The following is a 12448-nucleotide window of genomic DNA, read 5'->3' as shown; positions in this document are numbered from 1 at the left end:
GGATTATTGCAGGTATGACCGTAAATAATTGGGGTCTTGTAGGCCACGAGTGGGCGGTCACGTCGCTGGCGCGTGACATTGTCACCGGACGACTGCGCCACGCCTATCTCATCGCCGGGCCGGCCGGGGTGGGCAAGCGGGCGCTGGCGACGGCCTTCGTTCAAGCGTTGTTGTGCCGGCAGGCGAACGCGCCGTGCGGCGAATGTCGCGCTTGCAAGCTGGTAGCGCACGGCACTCACCCGGACGTGATCGGCGTCGCGCCGGTCGTGAGCGGCAAGATCATCAAGACCGAGAAGATCACGATTGATCGAATCCGCGAATTGATTAAGACCCTCTCGCTCAAGCCGGTGGAAGCAACGCGCCGCATTGCCCTGGTCACCAACTTTGAGACGGCCAACGAAGAGGCCGCCAACGCTTTCCTCAAAACGCTGGAGGAGCCGCCCGGCGAGGCCATTCTCATCCTCACTACCGACCAGACCGAGGCGCTCCTGCCCACCATCATCTCACGTTGCGAACCGATCCACCTGCGCCCACTGCCGACGATTGTTATTCAAAGTGCGTTGATCGAACGATGGAGCGTCTCCAGTGAAAAAGCGGAGTTGTTGGCGCACCTGGCCGGCGGGCGGCTGGGCTGGGCGGTGAAGGCGGCGAACGACGACGAAGCGCTGGAACGGCGCGAAGGGCGCTTGAACGAACTGCGGACTCTGCTTTCAGCTTCGCGGGCGGCGCGCTTTGCGTACGCCGACGGCCTGGCCCGCGACCGCGAAGCCTTGCGCGAGACGCTCGAACTGTGGCTGGGCTGGTGGCGTGATGTTCTGCTCGTCGCTTCTGAGGCGACGACGCAGCCGATCAACATTGACCAAATGGAGTCGCTCCGCCGCGCCGCGCAAAAAACTGGCCTGGACTCTGCCGCCAAAGCCGTCGAGGCCATTCAACGGACTCTGGCGATGATGACCCGAAATGCAAATGCCAGGCTGGCGCTGGAAGTGTTGTTGTTGGATTTGCCGAAAGTCTCGTCAACGGATTGAACGGATTTATCGGATTGGAAATCTGTTCAATCAGTTCAATCCGTTGACCCTCTCCCACAAACGTTCCCCGTCTTCCTCAGGAACCCAAACCGAGCCAAGCCCGCGTCGGCCATCGCCGCCTCCTTTGGGCAGATCGTGAAAATCCGAGCCGCCGGTGACAAGCAAGCCATGGCGTTTCGCCAGTTCTCGCAAGCGGGCCACATCGTCCGGCGCGTGATCGAAGTAGTAAACTTCAAGCGCGTTGAGGCCAAACTCAACTAATTGGGAAATGTGTTGCTCATTGCCGGAACGAACCGGGTGAGCCAGCGCGGCCACGCCACCGGCGTTGCGAATCAGGCCAATCGCCTCCTGCGGCGAAAAGACATAGCGCGGGATGTAAGCACGCCGCCCCTGGCCAATGTAAAGCTCAAACGCCGCCGACGGACTGCCGACCCAGCCGCCGGCAACCAACGCCCGCGCGATGTGCGGACGACCAATGACGGTGTGGTTCGCCTGGGCTTGAACTTGTTCCATTGTGATCGCCACGCCAAGCGTGTTGAGCTTTTCGACAATAGCCTGGGCGCGTTTCGCGCGCTCGATCTGAATCCTGGTCAGGGCGGCCTGCAACTCGGAATGATCGAGACCGGCGAAGTAGCCGAGCAAATGCGCTTCACCCAACTCAGAGTCAGTGTTGATTTCGACTCCGGCAATCAGTCGGATGCCCGACGCCTGCGCTTGCCTCTGCGCTTCAGCGCAACCGGCGGTGGTGTCGTGATCGGTGAGGGCCAGCAAACGCACCCCGCGAGAGGCGGCCAACCGCGCAACTTCGGTCGGAGACAATCGCCCGTCGGAGGCGGTTGAATGCGCGTGCAGGTCAACGCGAGAGATCATTTTTTATCCACTCGTTATCCCCAACTTCAGGCCGGTTTTTCATACCGTTATCCCCAGATGTTATCCACATTTTACCCGGCTTATCCACAGAAAACCTTAGACTTATCCACAGGCTGTCAACAAAATTTGCTGTTTTATTTTGAAGCCTTGTGACTCGCCCTTCGAATGATACTGAAGAAGATTCTTTTCTCTTCCGCCGTTTTAAAGTTCGCGTAGAGGAAGCATCGTTTATCACAACGCAGTCCCATATACAGGCCTGACCTCATGTCGAACTGGCACATCTTGGGCAAATTCATCGTTAGCCAATGCCAGGCTCAGACAGGCGATCATCGAAGCGGTGCGGCCAGAGGTTGGTGTTGAGGTTAAGGTTAAGCATCCTTAAAACATCGAATCTTTTTACACAGAGACCGGGTTTTGGTATTGTAAGAGTTTCGCTTTCTTGTTAGAATGCTAGTGCTGTTGAGAAGAACTTAGATCGACAAGATCGAACTGGACATCTCTCACGTCCAACCTTCTAACAACAATAACCTTCTTTGCACACATCACAACCGGATTTTGAGAGCACGGCCAGCCAGGACGCGGCTGGCTTTTTGTCCCGCGCTCTCGCCAGGTTGTCGCAAGAGGGGGAAGAGGATTATGCGACCCGATCAAGTTTGGCAAGCCACGCTCGGCGAACTGCAACTGCAACTCACCAAATCAACATTTGACACTTGGTTGCGCGACACGTCTTTGCTTTCGCATGAAGACGGCACGTTTATCGTCGGCGTCGAAAATGCTTATGCCAAAGACTGGCTCGATAACCGGTTGATGTCTACGATCAAGCGGACGTTGACCGGGATCGCCGGCCGGGCTGTTGAGATTCGCTTCGTGGTCTGGAATAACGAGCCGGCGGAGGCCGAACCGGTGATGCCGCCTCCTGCGCCCGAGGCGGTTGCCCCGGCCATCCCCGTTAAAGTTAAAATGGAAACATCCACTTCTTCTAATAACAATCACACGCCGTCGCACAATCTGAATCCCAAGTACATCTTCAACTCGTTCGTCGTCGGGCCAAGCAACCGGCTGGCGCACGCGGCGGCGCTGGCCGCCGCCGAGAATCCGGCTCGCGCTTACAACCCTCTCTTCTTGTACGGCGGCGTGGGGCTGGGTAAGACCCACCTGCTTCAAGCAGTCGGCAACTCTTGCGTGGGCCGCGGCCTGAGCGTGTTGTATGTGTCGGCCGAGCAGTTCACCAACGACCTCATCAATTCCATCCGCTCACACGTGACCGAATCGTTCCGCGACAAGTACCGGACGATTGACGTGCTGTTGATTGACGACATTCAATTTATCGCCGGCAAGGAAGCGACCCAGGAAGAATTCTTCCATACCTTCAACGCTCTGCACGGCCAGAGCAAGCAGGTGGTGATCTCGTCCGACCGGCCGCCCAAGTCGCTGGTGACGCTGGAAGATCGCCTGCGCTCGCGCTTCGAATGGGGCCTTACTGCCGACATCCAGCCGCCGGACTTTGAAACCCGGACGGCCATCCTCAAAGCCAAGGCCGAACTGATGCGCCGCCCGGTGCCGCACGACGTTCTGGAGATCATCGCCCGCCGCGTTCAGAGCAACATTCGCGAGTTGGAGGGCGCGCTCAACCGGGTGTGCGCTTACGCCGACGTGCTCGGCCAGCCGCTCAACGTGGAAACTGCCGCTCAGGCCATCGCCGATTTGCTCCCGCGCCGCCACACCCTCACCTCGGAGCAAATATTGAACACCGTAGCCAGTTTCTACACTGTGAGCGTGGAGGATTTGATTGGCCGCGACCGGAGCAAAGAAGTCATGGTTCCCCGGCAGATGGCGATGTACCTTGTCCGCGAAGAGACCGACGCCTCTTTGCCTGAGATCGGGCAAATTCTGGGCGGGCGCGACCACACCACCATCATTCACGGTTGCGACAAAATCAGCAACCTCATCGAAACCGACGACAGCATCCGCCGCCAATTCCTCTCCATTCGTGAACAGCTATATTCGGATCATGGCGTGATGGTCTAAAGACATTTGGTGTCTGGCCAGGAAGCAACAGGCAGGGTTTTCCACAGAAGACCAGCCTGTTTTTTTGTTAAATTGGCTCTGTTTTAGCAAACAAGTTGTCATAAATTTCCGGGTTCTGTGGATAAGTGGCGGGAAACTGTGGATAAGCACCCCCTTTTGGGGACAACTTCAGCCAACTATATTTTGAAAAAAAAGCAGTACCCCCAAATATCGGATATATATACCTCTTTATGCCATAAGTGGATGCATCTGGCGGGGTTCTCTGTCTGCCAAATTCGCTTTCCCAGGTTATCCCAATTTATCCACAGCAAGCCTGGGGAAAAATTATTGGCAAGAAAGCGGCAGGGGTGGGTTTGAGCTGGCGCGCGACCCGAAATCTAGGGTTGTTTTGAGGCCGCTCCAAGTCTCTCCACATATCCCAAGCCCCTACTACGAATACGAATAATATTGATTCGGGAGAGACATGGGAAAAGTTTTTACACAAACTTCCGTTGACGAAGAACTTCATAAATGAACAACGTTGTCGCTGTTGCCACATTCAAAGAGTTGACTTTGCCCAGCATTGGAATGTGAGCTTTCACCGCCACCTGCTCTCGCCAGATTGGACTCAGACCCTCGCGCTCCGTTCCGACGACGATGGCAATTGGCCCGGTGAAGTCCACTTCGGTAAACGGTGAAGCCGCCTCCGGGGTGGCGGCCACCACTTTGATTCCACGTTCGCCCAGCCAGGCCAGGGCTTCGGCGCTGGTCACCTCAACAACCGGCACACTAAAGACCGTTCCCCGGCTCGACCGGATGACATTCGGGTTTCCGATGTCAACTGTCGGATCGCAAAGAATCACAGCCTCCACGCCCGCCGCATCTGCCGAGCGCAAAATAGCGCCCAGGTTGCCAGGCTTCTCCACCGCTTCAGCCACCACCAGCAACGGGTTGGCGCTCAGGCTCAAGTCGGCCAGTGTGTTGTTCGCGGCGGGCGCAACGCCCAGCCAACCGTCCGGGTTCTCGCGATAAGCCATCTTCTCGAAAACGTCCCGGCTCACTTCAAGCATCTCGGCCTCGGTTTGTCGGGCCGGGTCCAAAAGAGCGGCTTCCTCCACCGCGCCAAAAAAAGCCGGGCAGAAGAACAAGGTTTGCAAACGGACATTGCTGGCCAACGCCAGCCTCAGCTCGTCATAGCCTTCAATCAGCATCAACCCGTCGCGCTTGCGCTGGCGGCGCTCGCGCAATTTGAGGGCGTGTTTGACTTTGGGGTTTTGCAGACTGGTGATCAGCATCGGGATTCATTCTAACATGCCTGTATAATCTGCCCACATGCTCGAACAGCAAACACTCCTCCGTCTGGCCCGCGACTACGCAACCCGCAAGGCCGCCGAACGGCCTTCGCTCAAAGCCGTCCTGCTCACCGGCTCGGTGGCGCGCGGCGAACCGGCGCTGGGCGACGCGGTTGACCTCGACATTTTGCTGATTGACGACTTTATCCCCGACCCGCCGACTGAAACCGTCCGGCTTTCGGAGTTTGTTTTCATTGACGCCGCCTACGCTCGAACCGCCGATTTTGCCGATCGCAAGGCCGCGCGCACACACCACCTCCTCGCGCCGGCGCTCAACGATGCCCTGCCTCTACACGACCCGCGCCACTATTTTGATCTTTTGCAAGCCGCTATTCGCGCGCCCTACAACCGGCCTGATCACATTTATGCCCGCGCTCGCTCGGCCCACAACGCCGCCCTCCAATCCTTTGCCAGTCTGACACCGTTCCTTGAAGACAGTTCGCCAGCCGATGTGGCGATTAACGATTTGCTCAACTTTCATCAGGCGCTTTATCTGGCCGCCCTGTCGCCCATTTTGTTGACGGGTCAACCGGAGGCCGTGGGCGGGCGGAAGTTGATGGTCCGGTTCGAGGCGGCGGCCCGCCGTTTGAATCCCGAACTCTATTCTCAATTCCTGGCCGCGCTTGGAGTTGCCGATCTCGATCCAAATCAGATCGAATCATTTTTGGCCGACTGGCTGGCTCTGTACAAGGCGGCCAACCAGCGCGGGGCCGCCGGCCCGGCTATTCAGCCGCTCAAGCGCGGCTATTACGAACGCGGCTTTCGCGCCCTCATCGCCGAAGGTCATGCCCTCAACACCTTATGGCTGATGGAGCATACGATGGCGGCCAGCGTCCGCGACCTGAAGGAGACGCCGGAGCCGTGGTTGAAGTTCAGACAGGCCACCGGCAAGGCCAGCGGCGGGCAGTTTGCCGAGCGCGCCCGGCAGGCCGAAACCCTGTTGGCCCTGACCGACGAGACGCTGATTGCCTGGGCAAAGCAGGAACAGATTGAGTGGTAGAAAGGGACTGGCGGCAAAAAAGTAACGGGGTGCTATAATCCGCCTCCAAGCTACTGGCCTGGGTTTGCTGGAGAAGCGCCGTCTTTTAAATGATTTCCACAAAAACGCAGATTAAGAGCAGTCATCTTGAACTGCTCTACCACATTAGCCGCGAGTTGAGCAGCCGGCTTGATTTGCGTGAGCTGATCGAGCGCATTCTGCGCTTAACCTCTGAAAGCCTCAACGCCGAAAACGGCAGTCTCATTCTGGTCTCCGACGAGGGCGTCGTTTACGACGCCGCCCTGATCATTGACGGGGCGCTCGTTCCCGACACCGAAGCCCAGCTTGGCCCCCAACTCGAACGGGGCCTGGCCGGCTGGGCCATGCGCCAGCGCCAGGTGGTCGTGTTGCCAGACACCGCCCTCGACACACGCTGGCAGCCCGCCGGAAACCCGGAAGTCACAATCTCCAAATCGGCCCTGGCCGCGCCGCTCATTTTTGTCGGTCGCGTGCTGGGTGTCCTCACCCTGGTTCACCCTCAGCCCAACTATTTCACCGACGACCACCAGCACCTCATCCGGGCCATTGCCGAGCAGGCGGCGGTGGCGGTGGAAAACGCTCGCCTGCTTCGCGAAAGCCGCCGCCAGACGCAAAACCTGCGAAGCCTGGTGGAAGTGGCTCAAGTTCTTAGCTCCACCCTCGACCCCGACAAGCTGTTGCAGTTGCTCCTGCAGGAAACGGTGCGCCTGCTGAGTCTGGAAGCCGCCTCAATTGCGCTGACGGACATGGAGAATCAGGAGCTGGTTTTTCAGGTGGCGGCGGGGGCCTCGGCGGCAAAAATGGTGGGGCTGAGACTCAAGCTGGGGCAGGGCATCGCCGGCTGGGTGGCTCAAACCGGCCAGCCCATCATTGTGCCTGAAGCGCATGGCGACCCGCGCTTCTATTCGCAGATCGATCAGCAAACCGGCTTCAACACCCGCGCCGTGCTGTGCGCCCCGATCAAGTTTGAAGGCTATACCATCGGCATTGTCGAAGGTCTCAACCCGGCGCCGGGAACCTTCGACCGCAACACCCTGCCTTTGCTCACCGGCATCGCCAGCCTGGCCGGCAACGCCATCGCTCACGCCCAGCAATTCACCTTCACCGAAACGGTCAAAGAACGCTACGCGGGCCTCTTTGAAGACAGCTTCGACCCGATCATCATCACCGACCTCAAAGGCACAATCACCGACGTGAATCACAAGGCGGCCATCACCCTCGGCTACACCCGCGCCGAAATGATGGGCATGTCCATTCACCAGATTCACACTTTGGGCCTGGGGCCGTTGAACGAGAAGAAATTTTCGGAACTGGCGCGCGGCATTGAGATGGCTTTTGAGAATCACGTGACCACCAGAGGCGGGCACGACATCCCGGTGGAAGTTCATGCCAAGCGCATTTCCACCGGCGACGACGAGTTCATCCAATGGATCGAGCGCGACATTTCCGAGCGCCTGCATATGGAAGAAATGCGCGAAGACCTGATCTCGATGATCTTCCACGACCTGCGCTCGCCGCTGGGCAACGTCATCTCCAGCCTCACCCTGCTTCAATCGTCGTTCCCCAAAGGCGACGACGCGCATCAGTCCATTCTGGGCATAGCCGTTCGCTCCAGCCAGCACCTCTCGCGCCTGGTGGACTCTCTGCTCGACCTTCGCCGCCTCGAGTCCGGGCAGGCCACTTTGCACAAGACCGACATTTCCATCTCGGCCCTCATTCTCGAATCTGCCGAGCACGTTCACCCGCTGGCCGAAGGCAAGGGCATCACCCTGCGCTTCGACCTGCCCCTGCGTTTGCCTACCGCGAGCGTGGACGCCGATATGATCCGGCGGGTGATCATTAACCTGCTGGAGAACGCCGTGAAGTACATGCCCGGCGAAGGAACCATCACCGCCGCCGCCCGCGTGGATGGCGGCCATATTGTCGTCAGCATCGCCGACACCGGCCTGGGTATCCCCGAAGCCGAACACTCCCGCATCTTCGACAAGTTCACCCGCCTGCAACGCTCCGGCTCGGTCAAAGGCATTGGCCTGGGGCTGGCTTTTTGCAAACTGGCGGTCGAGGCCCACCAGGGCAAAATTTGGGTAGACGCCGCCCCGGTGCAGGGCGCGGTCTTCAGCTTCACCCTGCCGGTAAAAGAGTAAATGACTGATCGCCTCTATTATTCCGACTCCTACGCCCGGCAATTCACCGCGCATGTGCTGGAGCGATTGACTTTTGAAGATCGCCCTGCCCTCGTTCTTGATAGAACCCTGTTCTACCCGGCCTCCGGCGGCCAACCCTTCGACACGGGCCGCCTCCACGGGTCACCCGTCGTGGACGTGGCAATCCGGGAGTCCGACAAAGCCGTTCTCCACTGGCTGAGTCAACCGGTTGAGGGCGACGAGGTGACGGGCGAGATTGACTGGCCTCGCCGCTTCGACCACATGCAACAGCATACCGGCCAGCACATTCTCTCGCAGGCTTTTCTGCGCGCCGCGAACGCCGAAACCGTGAGCTTTCATCTCGGCCTGGAATCGGTGACGATTGATTTGAACGCCGAAAAACTTTCGGCCCCGGCGCTGGAGGCGGCTGAGACGATTGCCAACGAGGCCGTGACGGCCAACCTGCCGGTGCGGGCCTGGTTCCCAGCGCCCGACGAATTGGCGAGTCTCCCGCTCCGCAAAACGCCGGACGTTGACGGGCCGTTGCGGGTGGTGGCCATCGGCGAGTTTGACACCAACGCCTGCGGCGGCACGCACGTGGCCCACACTGGCGAAGTGGGGCTGATCAAAATTCTGAAGGTCGAGCGCGAGAAGAAGGCGACGCGAGTTGAGTTCCGGTGCGGCGCGCGCGCCCTGGCCGACTACCGTCTCAAGAACACCCTCGTCAATCAACTGGCCGCCGACTTCACCTGCGGCATTAGCGAAGTGACTCAGTCGGTCGCCAAACTCCGGGCTGAGGCGCAGTCATATCACAAAGAACTGAAAGCGGCGCGAGAGACTCTGTTGGCGCGCGAAGCAGACGGACTGGCGGCGGCCTCCCCGGCGCTGAACGGCCGGCGAGTGATCCGCCAGGCGTGGGCCGATCGCGATCCCAACGAGGTTCGCGGTCTGGCGGTGCAATTGGCCGCTCTGCCGGGCACGGTGGCCTTGCTGGGCACGGCGGGCGCGAAGGCGCATTTGGTGTTTGCCCGTGCCGAGGATGCGCCGGGCGACATGAACGCCGCCCTCAAAACGGCGCTGGCGATGTTTGGCGGGCGCGGCGGCGGAAATGCCAAACTGGCCCAGGGCGGCGGCGTAAGCGCCGACGCGGCGCAAATTGAAAGCGCGCTCAGGCAAGCAGAAAGTGAATTGTTCAAAAGGTAAGGCACAACCCGCGAAAAGAGCGCGAACGACAAACGTCAAACGTAACCTTTACGTTTGACGGTCCACGTTTGACGTTTTACTCTCATGCACAAACTTCCCTCCAACATCTACGTCGACTCGTCGTTTCCCGGCGTCACCGTCGGCGTCATCGTCACCAGGCAGGGCCTCATTTGCGTGGACACTCCCAGCCACCCGGCGGACGCCCAGAAGTGGCGGACGAAATTGAGTCAGCTTTCGTCTAAACCCATCTTGTACGTGATCAACACTGATCATCATCGCGACCGGGTGCTGGGCAATCAGTGGTTCGATGCGCCCGTCATCGCCCACCATTTCACCGGCGAACGCCTGCGGCTATATCCCGAAATTCTCAAGGGCAACATGCCGGACGCGGTGATGGATTTTGAAATGGCCCGGGAGTTTGCCGGGGTACGCGTCCTGCCGCCGCAGATCACCTTTTCCCACGAGCTGGTTTTGCTCAAGGGCGATCACGAAATTGTCTTGCGCCACATGCCCGGCTCGGCGCCGGGCGCGGTGTGGGTAATGATTCCCAAAGCAGGCGTCGTCTTCACCGGCGACGCGGTAGTGACCGAGACGCACCTGCATCTCGGCAACGCCGATATCGGCCAGTGGCTGGAGAGTCTGAATGAACTCCGCAAGGCGAGGTTCCCGGCCAAAACCATTGTGCCCGGCCGCGGCAAGCCGACGAATAAAGAGAGCCTCAAGTGGACGCAGAACTACCTCAAGCTGGCCGGGCGCAAGATGGACGCTTTGATCAACAACAACCGTTCGCGCTCGGACGTGGCCGGGGTCGCCGCCGATTTGCTTAAACACTTCCCGGTTCCTGACGCCCAGCGTGAGACGCTGGCTCGCCGGTTGCGCCTCGACCTGGAGCGCCTGTACGACACCCGGCGCGGCAGCGAGGATGTTTAATAGACCTTATCGGAAATAAGCTCATAGCCCGCGTCCTCGCGGGCGACCCGGAGCGAGGCGGAGAGGGCGAGACACTTGGTGTCTGTCGTGTTTGACGATTTCCAGCAAGTCATGTTATCATCTGCCCGCCAGTAATCAGCCGTCCGGCAATTCGGGGCGGCTATCTTTTTGTATTCACTCACGGCTTAGAAAAAGGAAGGCCATATCAGCGCATCAGACTATCGTATCACCGAAGGTATCCGCGGCGTCCCCGAACTCCGGGTCATTGGGCCGAACGGCGAAAACCTGGGTGTCATTACCGTGCAAGAGGCGCTCCGGGTCGCCCGCGAGGCTGAGAAAGACCTGGTCGAAGTCAGCCCCAATGCCAGTCCGCCGGTTTGCCGTATTCTCGACTACGGCAAGTTCCTGTACGAAAAGGCCAAGAAGGAAAAGGAAGCCAAGAAGGCGCAGAAGACCATCGAGGTCAAGGAAATTCGATTGCGCCCCAAGACGACCGATCACCACCGTTCCTTCAAAGTGCGCGACGCCCGGCGCTGGCTGATGGAGGGGATGAAGGTGAAAGTGCGCATCCGCTTCCGCGGGCGTGAGATCACCTACCCGCAAATTGCGCGCGAGGAGTTGCGTGAGGTAGCCACCGAGTTGGCCGACGTGGCTGTGGTGGAAGTTGCGCCCGACATGGAAGGCCGGACGATGCTCATGATTTTGGCCCCGGGTAAAAAGCCGGCGGCCAAACCGGGTGAAAAGCCGGGCAAGCCGGAAAAGGAACGACCGCCCGAACCTGTCGGCCCTACGCCGCCAGACCCGGACGACGATGATGACGAGGCGGAAGTCTAATATCGCCCTGCAAAATTCACGACCAGTGATGTTTCGCGAAGCGGACCTCACAGGTCTCATGAAATGAAGTAAGGAGAAATCAATGCCCCGCAAAGCGCCAAAAGGCAAATACAAGTTGAAGACCCACCGGGCCACGGCCAAACGTTTCAAGATGACCGGCTCCGGCAAACTGATGCGGACGAAAGGCGGCAAGGGCCACTTGCGCCGGAACACATCCAAGCGCACCAAAGCCCTGCTGGCCGAGACCATTGAAGTGAAAGCCCCCAGCATCATCAAGCGCGTCAAGCGGCTCGCGCCCTATCTGCGCCGCCACAAACTTAACCCATCGTCGTAAGAGACTCAGACTTCCGAAGTTTCCAAAACTTCGGAAGTCTGGGACGCTGTCGCAATCGTCTGCCGCGTGAACGCGCGAATGCAATCTCGCGGGCGGCAGGGGAACGCAAAGGAGAAACAATGGCTCGTGTAAAGGGCGGGTTTGTGACTCGCCGCCGTCGCAAGAAATTATTGAAGGCCAACGCTGGCTACTACGGCTCGCGCAAGCTTCTGTGGAAGAAATCCCACGAAGCCTGGATGCACGCCGGGCAGTATGCCTTCCGCGACCGCCGCAACCGCAAGCGCGACTTGCGCCGGTTGTGGATCGCCCGCATCAAGGTACACGCGTTTATCCTTACGCCCTCGAAGAATATCTACTCGACGTGCCGCGCAGTGAGTACTACTCGGCAGGAGGTGAGTACCACAGCCACGGTGGTTTTTCAAAAGCCTCGAAGAGATACCGCACACCGGTTTGTGGCCCGAAGCTCGATATCTTGGATTTCAGTCCGAAACATCGACCCGCTTGGAGCGGCGGCAGCATCGTCGTTCCTGATGCGCTCCTGTTCATGGACACGCTCAAAAAAGACGAACTGTTCCGCAAAACATGACGTTCCCTTTCCCTTCTGCTCCGTTCCGCTTCCGTACCCAATCCCGCATTCTTCAATCCCAAAGGAAATCTTTTGCAGAGATTTCCTTTGGGATTCAAAACTGCCTCACGGCTCTGTCCAGTTGATCCATGTAAAATCCTCT

11 protein-coding genes are annotated in these 12448 nt (G+C 59.0%); 9 read left to right on the top strand and 2 right to left on the bottom strand.

Features of this window, described 5'->3' with window-relative positions; translation table 11 throughout:
* The first annotated feature begins 14 nt into the window (after positions 1-14).
* The gene (holB, locus tag HYZ49_19425) at positions 15-1028 is read left to right on the top strand and encodes a DNA polymerase III subunit delta' (GenBank protein MBI3244456.1); all 1014 of its coding nucleotides are present in this window, start codon (positions 15-17) and stop codon (positions 1026-1028) included.
* Positions 1029-1058: 30 nt separating this feature from the next.
* On the opposite strand, the gene HYZ49_19420 is transcribed toward holB, so the two are convergent.
* Positions 1059-1898 carry a PHP domain-containing protein gene (locus HYZ49_19420; GenBank protein ID MBI3244455.1) on the bottom strand — a complete coding sequence of 280 codons (840 nt, stop codon included), beginning with the start codon at positions 1896-1898 and terminating at the stop codon, positions 1059-1061.
* Positions 1899-2534: 636 nt separating this feature from the next.
* Here HYZ49_19420 and dnaA point away from each other — a divergent pair.
* Positions 2535-3926, top strand: a complete 1392-nt coding sequence (dnaA, locus tag HYZ49_19415) for a chromosomal replication initiator protein DnaA (GenBank protein MBI3244454.1) — start codon at positions 2535-2537, stop codon at positions 3924-3926.
* A gap of 476 nt (positions 3927-4402) precedes the next feature.
* Here dnaA and HYZ49_19410 read toward each other — a convergent pair whose 3' ends face one another.
* Positions 4403-5200, bottom strand: a complete 798-nt coding sequence (locus tag HYZ49_19410; protein MBI3244453.1) for an RNA methyltransferase — start codon at positions 5198-5200, stop codon at positions 4403-4405.
* A 37-nt stretch (positions 5201-5237) separates the two neighbouring features.
* Between HYZ49_19410 and HYZ49_19405 the strand changes: the two genes are divergently transcribed.
* The 7 genes from HYZ49_19405 to rplT form a co-directional block, all read left to right on the top strand.
* The gene (locus HYZ49_19405) at positions 5238-6257 is read left to right on the top strand and encodes a hypothetical protein (protein MBI3244452.1); all 1020 of its coding nucleotides are present in this window, start codon (positions 5238-5240) and stop codon (positions 6255-6257) included.
* An 89-nt stretch (positions 6258-6346) separates the two neighbouring features.
* Complete coding sequence (locus HYZ49_19400; GenBank protein ID MBI3244451.1) at positions 6347-8419, top strand: GAF domain-containing protein; 2073 nt, start codon at positions 6347-6349, stop codon at positions 8417-8419.
* On the top strand, positions 8420-9622 hold the full coding sequence (locus HYZ49_19395) for an alanyl-tRNA editing protein (GenBank protein MBI3244450.1): 1203 nt from the start codon (positions 8420-8422) through the stop codon (positions 9620-9622).
* A gap of 84 nt (positions 9623-9706) precedes the next feature.
* On the top strand, positions 9707-10552 hold the full coding sequence (locus HYZ49_19390) for an MBL fold metallo-hydrolase (protein MBI3244449.1): 846 nt from the start codon (positions 9707-9709) through the stop codon (positions 10550-10552).
* A 204-nt stretch (positions 10553-10756) separates the two neighbouring features.
* Positions 10757-11386 (top strand): translation initiation factor IF-3, encoded by a 630-nt coding sequence (locus HYZ49_19385; GenBank protein MBI3244448.1) that lies wholly within the window; start codon positions 10757-10759, stop codon positions 11384-11386.
* An 82-nt stretch (positions 11387-11468) separates the two neighbouring features.
* The gene (locus tag HYZ49_19380) at positions 11469-11720 is read left to right on the top strand and encodes a 50S ribosomal protein L35 (GenBank protein ID MBI3244447.1); all 252 of its coding nucleotides are present in this window, start codon (positions 11469-11471) and stop codon (positions 11718-11720) included.
* A 119-nt stretch (positions 11721-11839) separates the two neighbouring features.
* A partial coding sequence (gene rplT / locus HYZ49_19375) for a 50S ribosomal protein L20 (protein MBI3244446.1) occupies positions 11840-12448 on the top strand: 609 nt, incomplete at its 3' end.

The organism is Chloroflexota bacterium (genome assembly GCA_016197225.1).
In the GTDB taxonomy this organism is placed as follows: domain Bacteria; phylum Chloroflexota; class Anaerolineae; order Anaerolineales; family VGOW01; genus VGOW01.
Note: the sequence above shows the minus strand (reverse complement) of the source record. Positions and strands in the feature narration are given on the sequence as shown.

Coding starts and splice junctions, on each gene's coding strand:
- HYZ49_19380 (MBI3244447.1), top strand. CDS start 11,469: ATGCCCCGCAAAGCGCCAAAAGGCAAATACAAGTTGAAGACCCACCGG.
- holB (MBI3244456.1), top strand. CDS start 15: ATGACCGTAAATAATTGGGGTCTTGTAGGCCACGAGTGGGCGGTCACG.
- HYZ49_19390 (MBI3244449.1), top strand. CDS start 9,707: ATGCACAAACTTCCCTCCAACATCTACGTCGACTCGTCGTTTCCCGGC.
- HYZ49_19400 (MBI3244451.1), top strand. CDS start 6,347: ATGATTTCCACAAAAACGCAGATTAAGAGCAGTCATCTTGAACTGCTC.
- HYZ49_19420 (MBI3244455.1), bottom strand. CDS start 1,898: ATGATCTCTCGCGTTGACCTGCACGCGCATTCAACCGCCTCCGACGGG.
- HYZ49_19410 (MBI3244453.1), bottom strand. CDS start 5,200: ATGCTGATCACCAGTCTGCAAAACCCCAAAGTCAAACACGCCCTCAAA.
- HYZ49_19405 (MBI3244452.1), top strand. CDS start 5,238: ATGCTCGAACAGCAAACACTCCTCCGTCTGGCCCGCGACTACGCAACC.
- HYZ49_19395 (MBI3244450.1), top strand. CDS start 8,420: ATGACTGATCGCCTCTATTATTCCGACTCCTACGCCCGGCAATTCACC.
- dnaA (MBI3244454.1), top strand. CDS start 2,535: ATGCGACCCGATCAAGTTTGGCAAGCCACGCTCGGCGAACTGCAACTG.